The organism is Algirhabdus cladophorae (genome assembly GCF_044772865.1).
GTDB classification, from domain to species: Bacteria; Pseudomonadota; Alphaproteobacteria; order Rhodobacterales; family Rhodobacteraceae; genus Algirhabdus; species Algirhabdus cladophorae.
The window spans coordinates 234,545-254,052 of the sequence record NZ_CP173029.1; the positions used below are offsets into that span (position 1 = coordinate 234,545).

A 19,508-nucleotide genomic window follows, 5' to 3' on the forward strand; every position below is an offset into this window, starting at 1 on the left:
ATGTATCAAACGCCAAAATTACCTAAAACAGCCGCTCGCGCGGTGTTCTGGACCCGAATCGGACTGTTGTCCGAACGGGTCACTCGGTGTTTTTGGCCGTTTTGGGCTGTGATCTTGCTGGCGCTGGCCGGCTTGATGTTTGGTCTGCACGAAATTTTGTCGCTCGAGGCGATCTGGTCAGGTCTTGTTGTCTTTGCTTTGGCCGGTGGAACCGCTGCGTGGTGGGGGCTGCGGCGTTTTGTCTGGCCGACCCATGCCGAGGCGTTGGAGCGGCTTGATACCAGCCTGCCCGGGCGTCCGATTACGGCCCTTTTTGATGAGCAAGCCATTGGGTCCGCCGATGCGGCATCCCAGATTGTCTGGGCCGCGCATGTTAAACGTATGGCCGCCAAAGTGGCTGAAGCACGGGCGGTCAAAGGTGACTTGCGTGTTTCCAAAGCCGATCCCTACGCCACGCGATTTATCGCGGTTATCGGGTTCGCCGCAGCCCTTTTGTTTGGGTCGATCTATCAGGTTGGAAGCGTGGGGGCGGCTATCGGCCAAAACCCGCAACTGGCCACGGGCCCGTCTTGGGAAGGCTGGGCCGAACCGCCTGCCTACACCGGCGTGCCCAGCATTTACCTCAATGATGTGGATCAAGAGGGTCTGCGTTTGCCCCAAGGGACGCGCATCACCTTGCGATTTTATGGCGAGGTCGGCGCGCTGACGCTGGCCGAAACCGTATCGGGCCGGACGCGGGATGTGGACCCTGCCAGCGAGCCCGTGCAAGAATTTGTCATCCTCCAAAATGGCGATATTCGCATTGACGGGGCCAATGGGCGCAGCTGGTCTGTCGTGGCCATCCCGGATGGGCCTCCGACCGTTTCGATATCGGCTAAATTGCAGCGCAAGGCAGATGGCGAAATGGCGCAGGCCTTTTATGCGCGCGATGACTATGCGGTTGTTGCTGGAACTGGTCAGTTTGAACTGGATTTGCCGATGATCGACCGGCGCTTTGGCCTCGAGTTGGAGCCAGAACCGCGCGATGCCTTGGTCGTTGACCTACCGATGCCTATCACGGGCGATCGTGCCGGTTTTGAAGAAACCCTGATCGAAAACTTTTCCGAGCATCCCTTTGCGAACCTCGGCGTGGTTTTGGCCATGCAGGTCGAGGATGAAATGGGGCAGACGGGGCGCTCGTCAGATATTCAAATGGTGCTTCCTGGGCGTCGTTTCTTTGATCCAATGGCTGCGGCGTTGATCGAAATGCGCCGTGACATCCTGTGGAACCGCGAGAACGCAACCCGCGCCGCTCAGATTTTGCGAGCGGTGTCGCAGCGCCCTGAGGATGTCTTTCACACAGATACCAATTATCTGCGGCTACGGTTCATTGTGCGACGGCTAGAGGCTTTTGCCCCCTATGGCATGACGGATCTGCAACAAGAGGAACTGTCGCAAGCCCTGTGGGATTTGGCTGTGCGGCTAGAAGATGGCGATGTGGCCGGGGCGCTGGCGCGGATGCAAGAGGCACAGGAACGTTTGTCCGAGGCGATCAAGCGCGGTGCAAGTGATGAAGAAATCGCTGAGCTGATGCAGGATCTGCGTGATGCAACGCAGGACTACATCCGTCAAAAGGCCGCTGAGGCCCAGCGAAATCAGGAAAACGGCGAGGCGGGCGAAGAAAGCGCGCAAAACCAGAACCCCAACAGCCAAACTATGTCTTCGGATCAATTGCAGGAGATGATGGACCGAATTCAGGAACTGATGGAACAAGGCCGTATGGCCGAGGCGCAGGAACTTTTGGACCAGCTTCAGGAGTTTATGGAAAATATGCAGGTGGCTGAAGGTCAGCAGGGCCAAGGTGGCGGCAGCCCCGGTGAAGAAGCCATGGAGGGTCTGGCCGAAAGCATGCGCGAACAGCAGGGCCTCAGCGACGAAGCGTTCCGCGATCTGCAAGAACAGTTCAATCCCAATGCGCAAGCCGGTGAAAGCCAAGGCAACCAAGGCCGCAACGGTGGTCAGGGTCAGGGCGAAAGCCATGAGGGTGGCCAGCAGGGCGAAGGTGAAGGCGAAGAAGGTGAAGGTCAGCAAGACCAAGCCCAGAACGGTCAAAACCAAGAGGGTGCAGGTGGGGATCAGCAGGGCGAAAATCTGGCCCAGCGACAGCGCGCTTTGCGTCAGGAATTAAACCGTCAACGTGGCAACATGCCCGGTGCTGGCACCCAAGAAGGTGATGCAGCCCGTGATGCTTTGGGACGTGCGGGCGAGGCTATGGAACGGGCCGAGGATGCGCTGCGTGGCAATGATCTGGCCGGAGCTATCGACAACCAAGCCCAAGCCATGGAAGCCATGCGCGAGGGCATGCGATCCTTGGGCGAAGCGATGGCGCAGCAACAAAATCAAGGCGATCCCGGGCAAGGCGAACAGGGTCAACAAGGCACTGCGCAAAACAGTCAGGGTCAGGATCCATTGGGGCGTGATCGCAGTGCGCAAGGCGCGTTGGATCAGAACCAAAACGTGTTGCAAGGCGAAGACGTTTATCGTCGGGCGCGGGATTTGTTGGATGAGATCCGCCGCAGATCCGGCGATGCCGAGCGTCCCCAAGAGGAACTTGATTACCTCAAGCGCCTGCTAGAGCGGTTCTAGATCGCGCTGACTTTTGCGATAAAATCCTGCAGGGCGTCATCCAACCAGATGCGGGATTGGTCCACATAAGCGGTAAAGTCTTCGATCATGCCAGAGGCAACCGGAATGGTTTCGACGATTTGCGGTCCATAGGCATAGAGCAGCACGGTGAAAATCACCAAACTGGCCACTAGGAAGAACCCAAAACGGAACCCGCGCCGATGTTCGATTTCATACTCAAAGTCGGTCAGTTCACCGGTTGCTTTGGGCGTGCGTTCGCTCAGCGATGAATTGATTTCTTCGATATCTGGCAACAACTCACGACGCGGTGCGTCGCTGGGCGTTTCGATCCCCTGAATGTCAGCCATGCGTTCGCGAATTTCTGCTTCGCGCTTGGAGACAGCAGGATCTGCTTCTATCAGGCCCAAATCGCCTTGGGTTTCGAGACCTTGATCATCCGACTTGCGGGCGTTTTTTTCGAACTCTGCCTCTTGCTGCAGGATCGACGCAATCTCGGGGTCTAGGCCACGTCGGGGAATGCTGGGGCGCTCGGTCTCGGATCTGTTGTCGGTGTCAGCGTCATCAAAGTCCGCCTCGTCAAAATCAGTATCGTCGAAATCAGCTTCATCAAAGCCAGTATCATCAAATTCTGGCGCTTCAGAGATGCCATGCGCTATGGCGTCATGCGCCTCGGCTTTCACGGCATCTTCGATCACATCGGATACCGTGTCGTCTACGTCAGCTTTGGGTGCTGTGTCGGCCTCCACGTACCAATCATCCGGGGCCGAGCCTAGGGTCACGTCTTCGAGTGCAGGTTCGTCGTCAAAATCTGGCGCAGGAGTGCTATCCCAAACTTCCGGTTCAACCGGCAGCGTTTCGCCCAATTCATCGGCTAATTCGGTATCTTCGGAAGGGTGTTTTTGAAACCACGTTTGGCCACAGTTCGAGCATTGCACGTCTCGACCTGCTTGGGGAATAACATCCTCAGAAACTTCATACTGTGCACCGCAATTGGGGCAAATCAGTCGCATTGTATTCCCACCATACCTGCATTCGACGCAGCAGGTCGCCCAGTCCTCGGCGTAAAGATAGGCCGATCACTCGTTAAGGGCAATGAATTTGGTGAAGTTTGATTGAACAAAGCGCGGCTCTGCGGCACAAGGGTCGCAGTAAGTCAAAGGCAGAGCCCGTGATTAAGTTAGATGATGTTAGTTACAGCTATGACGGCACTGATTTGTTGCACGGTATTTCGATGCATTTGGCTAAAGGATCTTTCCATTTCTTGACGGGGCCATCGGGGGCGGGAAAATCCACTCTTCTCAAGCTGTTGTATGGCGAGTTGACCCCAACTAAGGGCATGGTTTCATTGGAAAATCAGGACCTTCGCGGTCTTGATCGTGATGGTGTGGCCATGCTGCGTCGCTACGTGGGAATTGTGCATCAGGACTGCCAATTTTTGGATCACCTGAACCTGTGGGACAACGTGACATTGCCGCTGCGTGTGGCATCGGAACCGACCAAGCCGCAGGATGTTGCGGATTTATTAGGTTGGGTTGGTTTGACCTCCCGAGTAGAGGCCACACCGCCGGAATTGTCGGGTGGGGAACGCCAACGGGCTGCATTGGCGCGGGCTGTGGTAATGTCGCCAGAAGTTGTCATTGCGGATGAGCCTACCGGCAACATTGATTGGGAAATGTCCAAGAAATTGCTGAGTTTGCTGATCGAGCTGAACAAGATGGGCAAGACGATTTTGATCGCGACCCACGATTTGGCGTTGATCCGGGCTGCGAAATCAGAGGTGGCGGCACGGGTGTTGCGGATTTCCAATCGTCAGGTGATCCAAGCTGGGGCTGACTTGTGAAGTCTTATCTGGCCCAAAAAACAGCGCCCCTGCGGCACTGGATATCTGGCAATCCGCAGGCTGATGTGGTGGTGCCGGCCAAAGGGTATAGTGCGTATCTGACTATTGGCAGTGCAGCAGCTATGGCGTTTTTAGCGGTTTTTGTGCTGGCGTTGTCGGTGACTACTTCGCGTTTGGCCGACAGATGGTCGCAGCAATTGGCCCAAAGTGCGACGCTCCGTATTTCTGCCCCCGTGGGCCAGGTTGATCTGCAGGTGGCGGCGGCCTTGCGGGTTTTGGAAACCACCAGTGGTGTGGCCTCTGCGCGCGCCTTGACCGATGCCGAACAAAGGGCCCTGTTGTCGCCTTGGTTTGGGGCCGATTTGCCGTTGGAGGACTTGCCTATCCCGCGGCTGATCGAAATTGATCAAACGGCAGATGGTTTTGACGCCCAAGGCCTGCGATTGCGCCTTAGTGCCGAGGCCCCCGGTGCGGTTCTGGACGATCATGGGCGGTGGCGCGAACCGTTGGTGCGGGCAGCCAGCCGTCTTCGCATGGTGGCGGTTTTGTCGATTTTGCTGATCGCGGCGACAACGGCTGCGATGATCACGCTGGCGGCCAATGCAGCCCTTGCGGCGAATGCCCAAGTGATTGCTGTGTTGCGATTGGTTGGGGCCACAGATCGCTTTATTGCTGATGCTTTTGTGCGGCGCTTTACCCAGCGCACCTTTCTGGGGGCGGCTATTGGAGCCATTATAGGACTATTGGGGGTTGTGATTATCCCCAGTGGTGATGCAAGCGGCTTCCTGTCTGGTCTGGGATTTCAGGGGGTGCAGTGGGTTTGGCCGTTTCTTTTGCCTGTGATCGGGGCAATAGTCGCGTTTATTGCCACTAAATTTGCATCCCGACGGATGCTGGAGGAGCAAAGCTGATGGCCTATGCCGTGCAATATCTCAGGTCTCTTTTGTTTGTGGGCCAAATGTATTTCATGATGCTGGTGATCGGCGTGGTCTTTTTGCCATGGGCCGCAGTGTCCAAAAACGGGGCGTATGGGGCATGCAAAACCTATTGCGCCTGGGTCAGATGGACCGCCCGCTGGATGGTTGGGCTGACGACAGAAGTCCGCGGTGAGGTCCCAACAGGGAACGTTCTGGTCGCGTCCAAACACCAATCTTTCTTGGACATTATCATGATTTTTCAACACTTGCCGCGCGGTAAGTTTATCATGAAAAAGCAGATCCTTTGGACCCCGATTATTGGGCTTTATGCATGGCGTTTGGAATGTATTGCCGTGGATCGTGGCAAGCGGGGGGCTGCGATCGATAAAATGGTGAAGGACGTACAAGAGGGCCAAAAAGAACCGGGGCAGCTGATCATTTATTCGCAAGGCACGCGTGTACCGCCGGGGGTTAAGGCCTCTTACAAGGTTGGTACGGCCATTTTGTACAAACAACTGGGCGAGGCCTGCGTACCGGCGGCCACGAATGTTGGCGTGTTTTGGCCCCGCACGGGGATTTATCGCAAACCGGGCCATGCTGTCGTCGAGTTCCTACCGCAGATGGAGACGGGCCTTGATCAAGCGGCTTTTATGAAAGCGTTGGAAAGCCGTGTTGAAGCGGCCTCTGAGGCATTACTTGATGAAGCGGGGTTCGAGCGTCTTGAGTGATATTACAGATATTTCGGCGCTTGAAGCGCTCTATGGGACGCCGGCAGAGGCGTCGATTATCAAAGTGGCCGATCATCTAACGCCGCTTTATGCCAAGTGGATCAGGGCGTCTCGCTTTGTTGTTTTGACGACTGTTGGACCGGAAGGCACCGATGGCAGCCCACGTGGCGACGTGGGGCCCGTGGCGCATATGCATGACGCAAAGACCCTGTTGATACCTGATTGGCGCGGCAACAACCGCATGGACAGCCTGCGCAATATCGTGCGCGATGGCCGTGTTTCACTGATGTTTATGGTGCCGGGGTCAAACACGGTTGTGCGGGTCAACGGGCAGGCCGTGGTGTCGGTTGATGAAGGTTTGTTGCATCAATTTGAACAAAAGGGTGCCCATCCGCGCAGTGTCATCAAGATCACTGTGGCCGAAGTTTACACGCAATGCGCCCGTGCGCTGATCCGATCCGAGCTGTGGGCCGGTAGTCCTAAAGCCCCTGATTTACCCACTGTTGGAGCCTTCCTTGCCGAAGCCAAAGAGGGCTACGACGGCGAAAGTTACGATGCGCAATGGGCCGCGCGGGCTGAAAAGACGATGTGGTAGGGTCTAGGCCCCAAGGCCTTTACTGCCGATTTCAAGGTATTTGTTCCGACGTTGCTTGAGCAATTCGTCTGGGCTGAGCTTGGTCAGACTATCCAGCATTCCAGCCAGGGCTGTGCGTACATTTGCAATAGTATCAACGGCATGACGGTGGGCACCGCCGTTAGGTTCGTCAATAATCAGATCGCATACACCCAATTCGGTAAGGTCCTGCGCGGTCAATTTCAGGGCTTCGGCGGCCTCGCGCATTTTTTCGGAATCTTTCCACAGGATCGAGGCACATCCTTCAGGACTGATGACCGAATAGATCGAATGTTCGAGCATGGCCAATCGATTGGCCGTGGCAAAGGCCACAGCCCCGCCCGAGCCACCTTCGCCAATAATCAGTGAAATCATTGGCACCCGCAGCTGCAGACATTTCTCGGTTGATCTGGCGATGGCTTCGGATTGGCCGCGCTCTTCTGCTCCGCGCCCGGGATAGGCGCCGGGGGTGTCAACCAAAGTGATCACGGGCAGGCCAAACCGGTCGGCCATATCCATCAAACGGATGGCTTTGCGATAGCCTTCGGGCCGCGCCATGCCAAAGTTGCGTTTGATCCGGGATTTGGTGTCGTTGCCCTTTTCGTGGCCAATAACCACAACCGGCTGGTCATCAAACCGCGCCAAGCCGCCCATTACGGCGTCATCATCAGCAAAATTGCGATCCCCGGCCAAGGGTGTGTATTCGGTGAAAAGGGACTTGATATAGTCTTGGCAATGGGGGCGGTCCGGATGCCGCGCAATTTGACATTTCCGCCAAGGTGTCAGGCCTTTGTAAAGCTCGATCAACAGATCAGCCGCTTTTTGATCAAGGCCTGCAGCCTCGGCTTCTACATCCATTTCAGCGTTTTGACTGGCTAAGGCGCGCAATTCTGCGGCTTTGCCCTCAATCTCGGCCAGAGGTTTTTCAAAATCCAGATAGTTCTTCATTGCGCCGCTGCCTTTGGGTCACGTTTGGACCTATATGGCGGCGGATGCGAGGCAATGCAACTGCCCCGCGTTACAGCTTTAGCCGCCGATCATTTCGAATTGGCGCACGATCACTTCGGCCTGCTTGATCGATGCGATATCCACAAGGCGCCCTTTGTAAACGGTAGCGCCTTCGCCGTTTGCTTTTGCCTGTTCCATGGCGGCGAGGATTTCGCGGGCTTCGGTGACTTTTTCGTCCGAGGGCGTAAAGACTTCGTTCGACAGGGCAACTTGTTTTGGGTGGATCGCCCATTTGCCTACCATGCCAAGGGTCGCACTGCGGCGGGCTTGGGCGCGGAACCCTTCGTCATCGCTGAAATCGCCAAAGGGGCCGTCTACGGGTAACACACCATGGGTCCGGCAGGCGGCCACAATGGCGGCTTGGGCCCAATGCCATGGATCCGACCAGTGTTTTTCGCCTTCGCGGTACATATAGTAGTCTTCTTGAGTGCCCCCGATGCCTGTGGTGGCCATACCCATTGAGGCTGCAAAATCCGCAGCGCCCAGCGACATGGATTGCAGGCGCGGGCTGGCGGCGGCGATCTCTTCTACATGGGCGATGCCTGCGGCGCTTTCGATGATCACTTCAAAGCCAATCGGCTTGGTGCGGCCCTTGGCGGCCTCCACCGCCGTAACCAAGGCATCAACGGCATAAAGATCCGCACCGCATCCCACTTTGGGGATCATGATGTTGTCCAGTCTGTCGCCTGCCTGTTCCAACAGATCGACCACGTCGCGGTACCAATAAGGCGTGTCCAAGCCGTTGATCCGCACGCTGACGGTCTTTGTGCCCCAATCCACGGTGTTGATCGCCTCTATCACATTGGCGCGCGCACTGTCCTTGTCTGAAGGGGCCACACTGTCTTCAAGATCGATGTTGATCACATCGGCCGCACTTGCTGCCATTTTCTCAAAGATCGCGGTGCGCGAGCCGGGGCCAAACAACTGACAACGGTTGGGGCGGGCAACAGGAGTGGGTTGGATGCGGAATGACATGACGGCCTCAAGGTAAGGAAGTTTCAAGATTTGATGTCGCGTGGATAGAATGTTGCGCGCTGGCTCGCAAGTCGATTCTCGCATTCGCAGCAATTTGCGCCGCATTGCAGCAGTGGTTAGTGTTATGGCAATCCATGATAGAGGCAAATGGCATGCCCCGAGCAGATCAAATATGGACACCGGGGGATCCGGAATATTGGTGCGTGATCCTAAGACGGGTGAAGGTGCAGCGCGCTGAGTTCAAACGGCCCTGCGACTATGGCCCCTGGACACAGGCGTTGGAGGCTCTTGATGTTAGCCCCTTTGCCTTGATGATGTTTGCCCATGCCTTGGCGCGTCCGGGCTGGCCTGCGGATGCCGCGCGTCAGATCGAGTTTGCTCTGACCTTTTTGGAAAAGGACGTGATGCTTTTTCAATCGGGTTATTGCAAAAGGCATCTTTTAAAGCGTTTGCATCAGGCACAGTTGAACGCAGCCCAATCAGATCGCCTTGTGGCCCTTGTGAAGCGCGCTGTTATCGACGGGGCCGGTCTTGAGGAATTTCGCGGTTATGGCAGATGTGCGGCGACCCTGAACCGGTCTGATTTAAACGCGTGGCTCCTCGAGACGGCGCAGGGGGCTGTTGTCCCGTTGTGGGAGTTGCCGCCTGACACGCGCCACGCGGTTCTGGAAGCCAATCCAAACGTTGTCAAAAAGTACGTCGGTCGGACGACCGGATATGAATTTGGCATATCAGTTGATACATTAGACGGGCCTGTTGCATTTGCGGGGCTGGGCGTTGAACGTCGTGTCAAAGCTAATGCGTGGCGTATCCTGCAAGTGGTGCGCCGCAAACATAGAGGGACGCCATAGATGCGCCAGCTGAAAACATACACTTCGCTTTGGGCGATGCAGCCTCATGATCAGACGGGGATTAAGCTGCCTTATGAACAGGTTTGCGAAATGGTCGCGGACGCTGGCTATGATGGTATGGCGATTGATTTGGGCGCTGGTGATGTGGCGCAAGCCTATGAGGTGCAGCCGATCATGGAACGCCACGGGCTGACGCCGCTGATTGTGGCCTTTCCCAAGACGGTCGAAAGCCTGCGCGAGACGTTGACTATGGCACGCGATTTCGGCTCGCCCTTTGTGGATGTGATCGGCCAAGTGATGCCGCTGAGCGTCGATGGGATGATCCCGGTGATCCGCCAGTGGATGGATATGGCCGATGAGGTGGGCATGCCCATTCAGTTCGAAAGCCATCGCAATTGCATCACCAATGACCTTTATTCAACGTTATGTCTGTTGGATGCCATCCCCGAGATGCGAATGTGCGCGGATTTGAGCCATTATGTCGTGGACCGCGAGTTTTGGTATCCCCTATCCGAGCGTGACATGGGTTTGATCAGTCGGATTTTACAGCGCTCCGACAGCTTTCAGGGCCGTGTGGCCAGCCGCCAGCAAGTCCAATTGCAGCTTGATTTCCCGCAGCATCAAAAATGGGTTGAATTGTTCAAAGGCTGGTGGCGCGAGGGATTGGAAAGCTGGTGCGCGCGCAACGACGAGGGCGATTGTATCTTCTTGTGTGAGCTTGGCCCGCCAGAATATGCGATGACAGATGCTCAGGGGCGTGAGATGTCGAACCGCTGGGAAGAGGCGCTGCAAATTCGCGCATGGGTGCAAGATATGTGGAAAGACATCGCTGAGTCGCAGAATTGAAGCGTGAAAGCGTCACGCGCAGGCCTTTCTTCTGAATAACGAGGTAATATTCGAAGTATCTGCGAATATTTGTGTATTTTAGGCGTCATTTGCAGCCTCATTCGCAGAATGTCGTGCTAACCATCGCGTGACACCATTACATTTCGGGAAAAAACGATGATCCAAACTCCATATCTTTTGTTTTTGGGCGATGCGCCCGATGCGCTGGCTGCCAAAGTTGCCCAAGGTATCAAAGACTGGCGCCCTGAAAACTCGGTCGGTCAGTTTCGGTTGCCCGGCTGCGGTGCAGATATGAAATTGCCAGACATGACTTTGGAGGAAGGGCTGGCCGCTGGTGCCAAAACCCTTGTGATTGGTGTGGCCAATAGGGGTGGCGTGATTTCGGACGCGTGGAAAGAGGTCCTCGTTCAAGCGCTGAACATGGGCTATGATATTGCCTCGGGTCTGCACAATCTGCTGCGTGATGAAGACGCGCTGGTGGCCGCAGCACGGGTCAACGGCCGCACTTTGTTCGATGTACGCATTCCATCCGTGGCCTATCCGATTGCAAACGGCGTCAAGCGTAGTGGCAAGCGCTGTTTGGCCATTGGGACCGACTGTTCAGTGGGCAAAATGTATACTGGCCTTGCCATGGATACTGAAATGCAAAAGCGCGGGATGAAATCAACCTTCCGCCCAACGGGCCAGACCGGCATTTTGATCACTGGCGGTGGTGTGCCATTAGACGCGGTGATCGCTGACTTCATGGCAGGGGCTGTTGAATATCTGACGCCCGACAATGACGCAGATCATTGGGACCACATCGAAGGGCAGGGCAGCCTGTTTCACGTCAGCTATTCTGGCGTAACAATGGCCCTGATCCATGGTGGTCAACCTGATGCGTTGGTGCTGTGTCACGAGCCAACCCGCAGCCATATGCGTGGTCTGCCGGACTATACTCTACCCAGTCTGCAACAGCTGCGCGATATGGCGATGCCCATTGCACAAATTGCAAATCCCAACGTCAAGGTCATCGGCGTTTCGGTCAACACGCAGCACATGTCCGAGGACGAGGCGATAGCCTATTTGGCGGATCTTGAGGCGGAGTTGGGCCTTCCGGCTGTAGACACATTCCGGCAAGGGGCCGGACGCTTGGTCGATGCACTGGATGCGCTTTAAATGAAGATCGACGTCACAGCGGATGTGTTCAAGCTGGCGCAGGTGTTCACCATCTCGCGCGGATCGCGCACCGAGGCCAAGGTTCTGACTGTGCGCGTGTCTGATGGTGATGTTCAGGGGTGGGGCGAATGTGTGCCCTACGCCCGCTACGATGAGACGCTGGAAAGTGTGACTGATCAGATCATGGGTCTGCCTGCGGATGTCACGCGCGATGCCTTGCAAAACGCGCTACCTGCGGGGGCTGCCCGGAACGCCGTTGATTGCGCGTTGTGGGATTTTGAGGCCAAACGTTTGGGAACTTCGGTGCGTGAGCTGTGTGGTTTGGACCCCTTGGGCCCCGAAGTGACGGCCTATACTCTGTCGCTTGATACGCCAGACAAAATGCAAGAACAGGCGAGCGCCCATGCCTTTCGTCCGTTGCTAAAGATCAAGTTGGGCACACCGGATGATATGGCACGGCTCGAGGCGGTGCGCCGTGGCGCGCCAACCTCGCGGATCATTGTGGATGCGAACGAGGGCTGGACTGCAGAAGTGTATTCTGACCTTGCCCGGCATCTGGTGCGCTTGGGCGTAGAGTTGGTCGAACAGCCCTTGCCTGCGGGGCAAGACGATATGCTGGCTGAAATTGCCCGCCCTTTACCCGTGTGTGCAGACGAAAGCTGTCATGATCGTGCCAGCCTGCCTGCGCTGAAGGGTAAATATGACTATGTGAACATCAAGCTGGACAAAACCGGGGGGCTGACTGAAGCGTTGCTGCTCAAAGAGCAGGCCATTGCCCAAGGATACGGTGTGATGGTTGGCTGCATGGTTGGGTCCAGTCTTGCAATGGCGCCTGCGACATTGGTGGCCCAAGGTGTGGGCTTTACAGACCTTGACGGACCGCTTTTATTGGCCGAAGACCGCGCCACGCCGCTGTCTTTTGATACGGACGGCGTGCACCCACCAAAACCAGCCCTCTGGGGATAGGAGACGATCATGAGCCGCACCGTTTACGTCAATGGCGACTATGTTGCCGAAGCAGACGCCAAAATTTCGGTTTTTGACCGTGGATTTTTGTTTGCGGACGGGGTCTATGAAGTGACGTCCGTTTTGGACGGTAAGTTGATCGACTATGACGGCCACGCCACGCGTTTGCAGCGTTCCTTGGATGAGCTTGAGATGGCCGCGCCAATGCCCATGGAAGAATTGCTTGAGGTGCACCGCGAAATGGTGCGCTTGAACAACATCGACGAGGGTCTGGTCTATCTACAGATCACACGGGGCAATCCGGGGGACCGGGATTTTGCCTATCCGCCTGCGGATACCAAACCCAGCCTCGTGCTGTTCACGCAATCCAAGCCCGGATTGTCCTCGAATGCGGCGGCTGAAAAAGGTCTGTCCGTGATTTCTGCCCCTGACATGCGTTGGGGCCGCCGCGACATCAAAACGGTCCAGTTGTTGTACCCGTCAATGGCCAAAATGTTGGCCAAAGCGGCGGGGGCTGATGACGCGTGGATGGTTGAGGATGGTTTTGTGACAGAAGGGTCATCGAACAACGCTTACATCGTCAAAGGCAACACAATTGTCACCCGCCATTTGGGCAACGAGATCCTTGCGGGGATCACACGCGCAGCTGTGTTGCGTTTCGCCCGTGAGTCCCAAATGAAGGTTGAGGAACGCAGTTTCACAGTGGATGAGGCCAAAGACGCGGATGAGGCTTTTGTCACCTCCGCCACAACCTTTGTGACGCCTGTGGTATCCATTGATGGCGAACAGATCGGTGATGGCAAACAGGGGTCTGTTGCTGCCCGATTGCGTGAGATTTACATCGAAGAAAGCCGCAAGGCCGCCGTTTGATGGACAAGAAACGTCTGATCTCGGTCTTTGAGATCACGGGATCTGTCTTGGCCATGGCCTATGCCCTGCTGATTGCATCCAACACAGGCAACGAGGTCTTGGGCTTTACCCTATTGCTGATCTCGGCGCTTTTGTTTGCCGGTTGGGCGGTTCTTGACCGGCGCTGGGCGTTTTTTGCGCTACAGTTTTTCTATGCGGTGTCTGCTATTATCGGGCTGATCCGCTGGGGCTGATCCCGCTTAGGTCAGAAAAATAGTGGTGAAACCGTCCTGAGGGGGCGGTGTGCCTTGCAATACCGCGACCAGTACACCGTTGACGCTGAGGTTGGTGTCTTGCGCATCTGTGCTGGAACCAAATGTCAGTTCTGCATCGTTGCCCGCGCTTGCAATGTTCAGCGTATCAACGCCATCTACAAAATCAGTGATGATGACCGGGTCTCGTAGCCCACCGTCCTCGTCATTTGGGCTGGCGTCTATGTTTATGATATCGCTGCCTGTGCCCGTGCTGACCAAATCGCCGCTATCTGCAAAAATCACGTCATTGCCAGCGCCTGCGGCCACGATGTCTATGCCCGATGCGCTGGCAAGGTCGTTGGTATTGATCAGGTCATCACCCTCGCCGGCATCGATTGTGTTGGAGCCCATCGCATCGATCAGCGTGTCATCGCCTGCGCCGCCACTGATGGTGTCGTCGCCTTTGGAGGCGCTTCCAGTTAGCAGGGTGTCGTCGCCGTTGCCCAGCCGGATCGTGTCACTGCCCGCGCCGCCAGCAACCCTGTCCGCATAGCCGCCTGCATCGATGATATCGTCACCAGGACCGCCTTTGATCGTGTCGTAGCCCGACCCGCCGTCGATGCGGTCTGCACCTTTGTTGCCGTTGATTATGTCGTCACCCTTGCCGCCAGCCAGCCGGTCCGCCTGATCGCTGCCGAGGATCGTATCATCCCCCGCAAGCCCTGCGATATCCAGCCGTTGGGCTTCTTCGGTGCCGTCAAAAATATCGTCGTTTTCGCTCAAATCCTGAGAAAGGACTGCGGGTTCTTGCGGCTCTTCAAGGAGTCCATTGAGTTGGTCAAGGACCGTTTCAAGATCAAACTCGGGGTCTATCGTTTGCACGGTGACCTCAGACAGGTCCACGTCGGCGGCGACACCTTTCAAGGTTGCCACAAGGGTGCCATCGACCAGCACAGTGGCATCCAATCCGTCCGATGATCTACCGAACTCTAGTTCAGGGTCGGGGTTGTTTGATTGGATCGTCAGAACGTCTTCGGCCGGGTTAAAGTCAGCGATTGTAACGGCCTCGGTTGGCGCATTCGGATCGGCCAGAGCATGGTCGAAAACGAGGATGTCGTCGGAGCCCTCGCCGCCGCTGACAAGATCGCCATCATCGGCGAAAATAAGGTCATCACCATCACCCCCAACCAAAGCATCCGGTTGACCAAGGCGGTCGCTGTCCAACGCAAAAAGCAAGTCTTCGCCTGCGCCACCGTTCAGGACGTTGCTGCCTTTGGTGTCCACGATCAGGTCATCACCAGCGCCGCCATCTATAATGTCGTTACCAGCAGTGGTGCGCCCGAGCCCTGTGAAATCGTCGCCGTCGCCGAGAGCGATTTGGTCATTGCCTGCGCCACCTTCGACGATGTCGTCGCCTCCAGCCCCGTCCAGCCTGTCATCCCCTTTGCCGCCGCGAATGAGATCATCGTCCGAACTGCCGGTAAGTGTATCATCACCCCCTTGGCCCTTCAGGCTGACTGCAGTGTTGCCTGCGGAATACGTGTCATCGCCTTCGGTTGCCTCAAAGGTGGGGGATTGATCCTGATCACCGTCTTGATCGTCTTGCGTTGGGGTGTCGTCCACGGGCGCGAGATCTGGGATATCGCGGTTGAGGTCAATTTGGTTGTCTGAAGCGTTGCTGTTGTCGCTATCATCGTCGCTGTCAAACGCCCCAAACAAAGCCAGCGGGATCATCGCCAAAAGAAGTGTCGGCAGAGCAAAAAGCAGCATAGGGGCACCATTTAATTGGGTTTCAGGCAGATGGTAAGCATGTAACTAGCTGAAACCTATGTCAAATTCCTTAATCCTACTGGTGCCATAATCGAAACAATTGGGCGCCTGCCTGCCAATTGTTGCTTATTTGTGGGAGGCCTCAAAAGCCTTTTTGGCACTATCGCTGGCCTCGGTTTGATATTGGGCTTTCCAGTCGGAAAATGGCATTTGGTAAAAAATCTCGCGGCCTTGGTCCTTGTCCATGTCAATGCCGCGGGCGTTGGCCTCTTCTTGGTACCAGCGTGACAGGCAATTGCGGCAAAACCCAGCAAGGTTCATCATGTCGATGTTCTGGACGTCAGGGCGGTCCTGCATCAGATGCTTTTGCAACCTGCGAAAGGCGGCCGCCTCGAGTTCGAGCTTGGTTTGGTCGTCCATTTTGGTGTCCTTTCACAAGACGCGTTTGGTGTAGGATCCTGCATGTAGATCAGCCGTGTCAATCGAGATGCTGCCCACCTGCGGCAATGCGTTTTCCAAAAGTGTCAGCAAGGTCGATGTAACCTTGGCCTTATCTTCGTCCGAGCGGCCTGCCAACATGCGCACTTCTACATGGACAAAGCTCTGATTTTCGGTGCCGATCAGCACCACGTCAGCCGTGTGGGCGCGCACTTTGATCGACAGGGGGCTGGCAAAAACGCCCGTTGCCAAGGCACTGTCAAACAACATCTGGCATAGCTTTTGCGTATCCAACATGTCCGGCACGTCCGGTGACTGCTCGAGGATGATATGGGGCATCTTAGCTTCCTTGTGACAGGGTCGTTTTGGCAAGGGCTTCGTTCAGGATCGGCGCAAGTTGAGCGGCCCAAGCCCGCTGCTGGCTCTCCTCGACAATTAGGTCGTTTCTGATTTCGATCAATGCATTCAGCCTGTTGTGTTGCAAGGCGTGGCGGTCAATCGCATCCTTGGGCAAGTAGCCTCGGTAGGGTTCATTGATGCCGACGCAATAGTCGGTCTGGGATTGCAATGTCTCAATTAGCGGTGTGGTCAGGCGTTGATCCTGCGCAAAAAGGACTCCGATCTCCCAAGGGCGTATGGGCTTGCCTTGCAGCTGTGGGGTAAAGCTGTGCACAGACAGGATCACCGTATCTGCGCGTCGCGCGGCCAATTCGGCATAGGCGGCGTGATAGGGTTCATAGAGTGTCTCAATGCGTTTGGCCCGCTCGGCGGCATCGATCCCGCGATTGGCCGGGATGAGCGTGCCATCATAAAGCTGCATGATGAGTGTGGGGTCGTCTGCCCCGCGATTGGGATCAATAACAAGGCGAGAGAAATTTGAACCGACAACAGGCGCATTCAACGCCTGCCCGAGGGCCAGTGCCACTCCTTTTGCCCCGACATCATAGGCAATGTGGCGGTCCATGTCGGCGCGCGGCAGGCCAAGATCCCCATCGTTGATCCAATGGGGGACGTGGTTCGAGGCATGATCACAGGTCACAAGCCATTGCGATGGCCTGTCGGCCCCGTCGATAAAATAGGGTTCATCTGTCATGACTGTGGTCCTTCTCACAGAAAGTGAGATAGGTGAGTTGAGAAAGATTGTGAATTAGGTAATAAGGCTAGCAACGCTGTTAGCGATAACAGTTTTGCCCAAAGCCAAGCCATTTATCGGGGATCTACCATGCGCCGCCACAGAAATGTTAAAATCGTTGCCACTCTTGGCCCAGCGTCTGAAACGTACGAGCAAATACGGGCGCTGCACGAAGCCGGTGCCGATGTGTTCCGTCTAAATATGTCCCACGGCAAGCACGAAGAGATCGCTGAAAAGCACAAAATTATTCGCCAGATTGAACAGGATCTGGACAGCCCCATCGCCATTCTGGCCGATCTTCAGGGGCCAAAATTGCGTGTTGGCGGTTTTGTGAACCCTGAGGGTGAAATGCTGGAAGAGGGCGCAAAGTTCCGACTGGACATGGACAGCGCCGAAGGCACGGTTGAGCGCGCGACGCTGCCGCATCCCGAGATTTTCAAGGCGCTGAAACCGGGATCCAGCCTGTTGGTCAACGATGGTAAGATCCGCCTGACTGTTGATGACTGTGGGGATGATTTTGCCGAGTGCACGGTTGTGGCTGGTGGCGTCATTTCCAGCCGCAAGGGCGTTAACGTGCCAGATGTGGTGTTGCCCTTGGCGGCCTTGTCGCAAAAAGATCGCAAAGATCTGGAATTTGTCTGTCAATTGGGCGTTGATTGGCTGGCGCTGTCGTTTGTGCAACGTCCCGAAGACGTGGAAGAAGGCCGCGCTCTGGCCAAGGGTCGTGCGGCCATCCTTGCGAAAATCGAAAAGCCAGCTGCCGTCGATAGTTTTGACGAAATCCTAGCGGTAAGCGACGGTATTATGGTGGCCCGTGGCGACTTGGGGGTTGAGCTGCCGGTGCAGAACGTGCCGCCGATCCAAAAGCAATTGGTGCGTAAGTGCCGCTCTGCGGCCAAGCCAGTGATTGTTGCCACGCAGATGCTGGAAAGTATGATTGAAAGCCCGATGCCAACCCGTGCGGAAGTCAGTGATGTGGCTACAGCGATCTATGAAGGGTCCGATGCAATCATGTTGTCAGCGGAATCTGCGGCAGGCAGTTATCCGATTGAGGCTGTGACAACCATGGATAATGTGGCCAAAGAAATCGAAGCCGATCCAACCTATACCGAGATCATCGAGGCGTCGCGCAAATCCTCTGGCAAGACCGTCGCAGATGGGATCGTGGCTGCGGCCCGCGAAATCGTTGAAACAACAGACGTAAAGGCGATCTGCTGCTTTACACAATCCGGTACGACGGCGGCTTTGGTCGCGCGCGAACGGCCCCGTGCGCCTATCGTTGCCCTGACGCCTTTGGTGGGAACTGCGCGGCGGATGTGCCTGACTTGGGGCACCAATTGCGCCATCACGGATACTGTGGACCGGTTTAAAATGGCCGTTGTCAGTGCCGCACGTGCGGCCCGTAAAATGGGCATCGCCGAGGAATCCGATCAGATCATCGTAACAGCGGGCGTCCCGTTCAATGTTGAGGGTACAACGAATATCCTTAGGGTTGCGCCGTGCGAGGAAAGGTTGATTTTCCGCACCGATCCTGAATGATGGGGTATTAACCATTTAAGGATCCACGATGGACCCCGATCTGATTTTTGTAATTGGCCTCGTTTTGGTGGCGTTTTCGATCCCGTCTATGTTGTCGGCCTATTCAGAGGGTCGTGCGCCCCGGGTGTCGTCCATGGTGATTGTCTTAGCGGGCGTGATGATCGTCTACGCCTATAACACCAAGCCGGGGGGCTATGATTTTGCCACGATCCCGGACACCTTTATGGGTGTGGTTGCTCGGTACATAAATTAAGGGCAATTCCGGCACGAATCGGCTTGTCATCTGGCCTGCTGCCTCCTATACGACCCATCTGAACCGATGCTATCGGCCTATTGGCATGCCGCACAGCGTCAGAACCGTTCAACTATAGGAGACGGAAAATGCCTAAGATGAAGACGAAATCGAGCTGCAAAAAGCGGTTCAAAGTGACTGCTAAGGGCCGCGTTGTTGCGGGCCAAGCTGGCAAACGCCACGGCATGATCAAACGCACCAACAAATTCCTGCGTAACGCACGCGGTACAACCACGCTGTCGGCCCCTGATGAAAAGATCATCAAGTCGATGATGCCATACGCGCGCTAAGGGAGGTTCACTAGATGTCACGTACTAAAGGTGGAACAACCACACACGCCCGTCACAAGAAAGTCACCGATGCAGCGAAAGGCTTTTATGGCCGCCGCAAGAACACTTTCAAAGTCGCCCGCCAAGCGGTCGACAAAGCCAACCAATACGCCACACGCGACCGTAAAAACCGCAAGCGGCAGTTCCGCGCCCTGTGGATCCAACGGATCAACGCTGCTGTGCGCAGCCATGATGAAGCGCTGACATACAGCAAGTTCATCAACGGCCTGTCCTTGGCTGGTATCGAAGTAGACCGTAAAGTTCTGGCCGATCTGGCTGTGAATGAACCGGATGCCTTCGGTGCAATCGTTGAAAAAGCACAGGCTGCACTGGCCGCCTAAATTTCCGACGTTTAGATTTTGAAAAGCCGCTCTGGTC

At 55.9% G+C, this 19,508-nt stretch carries 22 protein-coding genes; 15 read left to right on the forward strand and 7 right to left on the reverse strand.

What is annotated here, in order from left to right; genetic code table 11:
* Positions 1 to 2,625 (forward strand): TIGR02302 family protein, encoded by a 2,625-nt coding sequence (locus tag ACIRQ6_RS01090; protein WP_420862284.1) that lies wholly within the window; start codon positions 1 to 3, stop codon positions 2,623 to 2,625.
* Here ACIRQ6_RS01090 and ACIRQ6_RS01095 read toward each other — a convergent pair.
* A complete protein-coding gene (locus tag ACIRQ6_RS01095) occupies positions 2,622 to 3,635 on the reverse strand; it encodes a zinc-ribbon domain-containing protein (protein ID WP_420862285.1) in 1,014 nt (337 codons plus the stop codon). The genes ACIRQ6_RS01090 and ACIRQ6_RS01095 overlap by 4 nt on opposite strands.
* A gap of 158 nt (positions 3,636 to 3,793) precedes the next feature.
* On the opposite strand from ACIRQ6_RS01095, the gene ACIRQ6_RS01100 reads away from it, so the two are divergent.
* The 4 genes from ACIRQ6_RS01100 to ACIRQ6_RS01115 are packed head-to-tail and all read left to right on the forward strand — an operon-like array spanning position 3,794 to position 6,705.
* On the forward strand, positions 3,794 to 4,465 hold the full coding sequence (locus tag ACIRQ6_RS01100) for a cell division ATP-binding protein FtsE (RefSeq protein ID WP_420862286.1): 672 nt from the start codon (positions 3,794 to 3,796) through the stop codon (positions 4,463 to 4,465).
* Complete coding sequence (locus ACIRQ6_RS01105) at positions 4,462 to 5,376, forward strand: cell division protein FtsX (protein WP_420862287.1); 915 nt, start codon at positions 4,462 to 4,464, stop codon at positions 5,374 to 5,376. The genes ACIRQ6_RS01100 and ACIRQ6_RS01105 overlap by 4 nt, the downstream gene beginning before the upstream one ends.
* Positions 5,376 to 6,110 carry a lysophospholipid acyltransferase family protein gene (locus ACIRQ6_RS01110; protein WP_420862288.1) on the forward strand — a complete coding sequence of 245 codons (735 nt, stop codon included), beginning with the start codon at positions 5,376 to 5,378 and terminating at the stop codon, positions 6,108 to 6,110. The genes ACIRQ6_RS01105 and ACIRQ6_RS01110 overlap by 1 nt, the downstream gene beginning before the upstream one ends.
* Positions 6,103 to 6,705, forward strand: a complete 603-nt coding sequence (locus ACIRQ6_RS01115) for a pyridoxamine 5'-phosphate oxidase family protein (RefSeq protein ID WP_420862289.1) — start codon at positions 6,103 to 6,105, stop codon at positions 6,703 to 6,705. Before ACIRQ6_RS01110 ends, ACIRQ6_RS01115 begins: the two co-directional genes overlap by 8 nt.
* A gap of 3 nt (positions 6,706 to 6,708) precedes the next feature.
* Here ACIRQ6_RS01115 and ACIRQ6_RS01120 read toward each other — a convergent pair whose 3' ends face one another.
* Both ACIRQ6_RS01120 and ACIRQ6_RS01125 read right to left on the reverse strand, forming a co-directional pair.
* The gene (locus ACIRQ6_RS01120; RefSeq protein ID WP_420862290.1) at positions 6,709 to 7,671 is read right to left on the reverse strand and encodes an acetyl-CoA carboxylase carboxyltransferase subunit alpha; all 963 of its coding nucleotides are present in this window, start codon (positions 7,669 to 7,671) and stop codon (positions 6,709 to 6,711) included.
* A 78-nt stretch (positions 7,672 to 7,749) separates the two neighbouring features.
* Positions 7,750 to 8,706 (reverse strand): L-malyl-CoA/beta-methylmalyl-CoA lyase, encoded by a 957-nt coding sequence (locus ACIRQ6_RS01125; protein WP_420862291.1) that lies wholly within the window; start codon positions 8,704 to 8,706, stop codon positions 7,750 to 7,752.
* 152 nt (positions 8,707 to 8,858) lie between these two features.
* On the opposite strand from ACIRQ6_RS01125, the gene ACIRQ6_RS01130 reads away from it, so the two are divergent.
* The 6 genes from ACIRQ6_RS01130 to ACIRQ6_RS01155 all read left to right on the forward strand — a co-directional run bounded on the left by ACIRQ6_RS01130 (position 8,859) and on the right by ACIRQ6_RS01155 (position 13,630).
* The gene (locus tag ACIRQ6_RS01130; protein ID WP_420862292.1) at positions 8,859 to 9,557 is read left to right on the forward strand and encodes a hypothetical protein; all 699 of its coding nucleotides are present in this window, start codon (positions 8,859 to 8,861) and stop codon (positions 9,555 to 9,557) included.
* Entirely contained in the window at positions 9,558 to 10,403 is an 846-nt protein-coding gene (locus tag ACIRQ6_RS01135; RefSeq protein ID WP_420862293.1) for a sugar phosphate isomerase/epimerase family protein, read from the forward strand.
* Positions 10,404 to 10,559: 156 nt separating this feature from the next.
* Positions 10,560 to 11,561: an N-acetyltransferase DgcN gene (gene dgcN, locus ACIRQ6_RS01140; RefSeq protein ID WP_420862294.1), complete on the forward strand. Its 1,002-nt coding sequence runs from the start codon at positions 10,560 to 10,562 to the stop codon at positions 11,559 to 11,561.
* Positions 11,562 to 12,527 (forward strand): N-acetyl-D-Glu racemase DgcA, encoded by a 966-nt coding sequence (gene dgcA, locus ACIRQ6_RS01145; RefSeq protein ID WP_420862295.1) that lies wholly within the window; start codon positions 11,562 to 11,564, stop codon positions 12,525 to 12,527.
* 9 nt (positions 12,528 to 12,536) lie between these two features.
* On the forward strand, positions 12,537 to 13,397 hold the full coding sequence (locus tag ACIRQ6_RS01150) for a D-amino-acid transaminase (RefSeq protein ID WP_420862296.1): 861 nt from the start codon (positions 12,537 to 12,539) through the stop codon (positions 13,395 to 13,397).
* Positions 13,397 to 13,630, forward strand: a complete 234-nt coding sequence (locus tag ACIRQ6_RS01155) for a hypothetical protein (RefSeq protein WP_420862297.1) — start codon at positions 13,397 to 13,399, stop codon at positions 13,628 to 13,630. Before ACIRQ6_RS01150 ends, ACIRQ6_RS01155 begins: the two co-directional genes overlap by 1 nt.
* 6 nt (positions 13,631 to 13,636) lie before the next feature.
* On the opposite strand, the gene ACIRQ6_RS01160 is transcribed toward ACIRQ6_RS01155, so the two are convergent.
* From ACIRQ6_RS01160 to ACIRQ6_RS01175, 4 genes are all read right to left on the reverse strand, one after another.
* On the reverse strand, positions 13,637 to 15,400 hold the full coding sequence (locus ACIRQ6_RS01160; protein ID WP_420862298.1) for a calcium-binding protein: 1,764 nt from the start codon (positions 15,398 to 15,400) through the stop codon (positions 13,637 to 13,639).
* Positions 15,401 to 15,526: 126 nt separating this feature from the next.
* Positions 15,527 to 15,820: a DUF1244 domain-containing protein gene (locus ACIRQ6_RS01165; RefSeq protein WP_420862299.1), complete on the reverse strand. Its 294-nt coding sequence runs from the start codon at positions 15,818 to 15,820 to the stop codon at positions 15,527 to 15,529.
* A gap of 12 nt (positions 15,821 to 15,832) precedes the next feature.
* On the reverse strand, positions 15,833 to 16,177 hold the full coding sequence (locus ACIRQ6_RS01170) for a 5-carboxymethyl-2-hydroxymuconate Delta-isomerase (RefSeq protein WP_420862300.1): 345 nt from the start codon (positions 16,175 to 16,177) through the stop codon (positions 15,833 to 15,835).
* A gap of 1 nt (position 16,178) precedes the next feature.
* Positions 16,179 to 16,931: an N-formylglutamate amidohydrolase gene (locus tag ACIRQ6_RS01175; protein ID WP_420862301.1), complete on the reverse strand. Its 753-nt coding sequence runs from the start codon at positions 16,929 to 16,931 to the stop codon at positions 16,179 to 16,181.
* Between the two features lie 129 nt (positions 16,932 to 17,060).
* Between ACIRQ6_RS01175 and pyk the strand changes: the two genes are divergently transcribed.
* The 4 genes from pyk (at position 17,061) to rplT (ending at position 19,471) form a co-directional block, all read left to right on the forward strand.
* Positions 17,061 to 18,509 carry a pyruvate kinase gene (gene pyk, locus ACIRQ6_RS01180; RefSeq protein ID WP_420862302.1) on the forward strand — a complete coding sequence of 483 codons (1,449 nt, stop codon included), beginning with the start codon at positions 17,061 to 17,063 and terminating at the stop codon, positions 18,507 to 18,509.
* 28 nt (positions 18,510 to 18,537) lie between these two features.
* Positions 18,538 to 18,762: a hypothetical protein gene (locus tag ACIRQ6_RS01185; RefSeq protein WP_420862303.1), complete on the forward strand. Its 225-nt coding sequence runs from the start codon at positions 18,538 to 18,540 to the stop codon at positions 18,760 to 18,762.
* A 128-nt stretch (positions 18,763 to 18,890) separates the two neighbouring features.
* Positions 18,891 to 19,091 carry a 50S ribosomal protein L35 gene (gene rpmI, locus ACIRQ6_RS01190; protein ID WP_420862304.1) on the forward strand — a complete coding sequence of 67 codons (201 nt, stop codon included), beginning with the start codon at positions 18,891 to 18,893 and terminating at the stop codon, positions 19,089 to 19,091.
* Between the two features lie 14 nt (positions 19,092 to 19,105).
* Positions 19,106 to 19,471, forward strand: coding sequence for a 50S ribosomal protein L20 (gene rplT, locus ACIRQ6_RS01195; protein WP_420862305.1), 366 nt, complete (start codon positions 19,106 to 19,108; stop codon positions 19,469 to 19,471).
* Positions 19,472 to 19,508 lie beyond the last annotated feature (37 nt).

Excerpts from the sequence above, each read along its gene's own strand:
- ACIRQ6_RS01090 (WP_420862284.1), top strand. The coding sequence starts at position 1 with ATGTATCAAACGCCAAAATTACCTAAAACAGCCGCTCGCGCGGTGTTC.
- ACIRQ6_RS01095 (WP_420862285.1), bottom strand. The coding sequence starts at position 3,635 with ATGCGACTGATTTGCCCCAATTGCGGTGCACAGTATGAAGTTTCTGAG.
- ACIRQ6_RS01110 (WP_420862288.1), top strand. The coding sequence starts at position 5,376 with ATGGCCTATGCCGTGCAATATCTCAGGTCTCTTTTGTTTGTGGGCCAA.
- ACIRQ6_RS01120 (WP_420862290.1), bottom strand. The coding sequence starts at position 7,671 with ATGAAGAACTATCTGGATTTTGAAAAACCTCTGGCCGAGATTGAGGGC.
- ACIRQ6_RS01125 (WP_420862291.1), bottom strand. The coding sequence starts at position 8,706 with ATGTCATTCCGCATCCAACCCACTCCTGTTGCCCGCCCCAACCGTTGT.
- ACIRQ6_RS01130 (WP_420862292.1), top strand. The coding sequence starts at position 8,859 with ATGCCCCGAGCAGATCAAATATGGACACCGGGGGATCCGGAATATTGG.
- ACIRQ6_RS01135 (WP_420862293.1), top strand. The coding sequence starts at position 9,558 with ATGCGCCAGCTGAAAACATACACTTCGCTTTGGGCGATGCAGCCTCAT.
- dgcN (WP_420862294.1), top strand. The coding sequence starts at position 10,560 with ATGATCCAAACTCCATATCTTTTGTTTTTGGGCGATGCGCCCGATGCG.
- dgcA (WP_420862295.1), top strand. The coding sequence starts at position 11,562 with ATGAAGATCGACGTCACAGCGGATGTGTTCAAGCTGGCGCAGGTGTTC.
- ACIRQ6_RS01150 (WP_420862296.1), top strand. The coding sequence starts at position 12,537 with ATGAGCCGCACCGTTTACGTCAATGGCGACTATGTTGCCGAAGCAGAC.
- ACIRQ6_RS01155 (WP_420862297.1), top strand. The coding sequence starts at position 13,397 with ATGGACAAGAAACGTCTGATCTCGGTCTTTGAGATCACGGGATCTGTC.
- ACIRQ6_RS01160 (WP_420862298.1), bottom strand. The coding sequence starts at position 15,400 with ATGCTGCTTTTTGCTCTGCCGACACTTCTTTTGGCGATGATCCCGCTG.
- ACIRQ6_RS01165 (WP_420862299.1), bottom strand. The coding sequence starts at position 15,820 with ATGGACGACCAAACCAAGCTCGAACTCGAGGCGGCCGCCTTTCGCAGG.
- ACIRQ6_RS01170 (WP_420862300.1), bottom strand. The coding sequence starts at position 16,177 with ATGCCCCATATCATCCTCGAGCAGTCACCGGACGTGCCGGACATGTTG.
- ACIRQ6_RS01175 (WP_420862301.1), bottom strand. The coding sequence starts at position 16,931 with ATGACAGATGAACCCTATTTTATCGACGGGGCCGACAGGCCATCGCAA.
- pyk (WP_420862302.1), top strand. The coding sequence starts at position 17,061 with ATGCGCCGCCACAGAAATGTTAAAATCGTTGCCACTCTTGGCCCAGCG.
- ACIRQ6_RS01185 (WP_420862303.1), top strand. The coding sequence starts at position 18,538 with ATGGACCCCGATCTGATTTTTGTAATTGGCCTCGTTTTGGTGGCGTTT.
- rpmI (WP_420862304.1), top strand. The coding sequence starts at position 18,891 with ATGCCTAAGATGAAGACGAAATCGAGCTGCAAAAAGCGGTTCAAAGTG.
- rplT (WP_420862305.1), top strand. The coding sequence starts at position 19,106 with ATGTCACGTACTAAAGGTGGAACAACCACACACGCCCGTCACAAGAAA.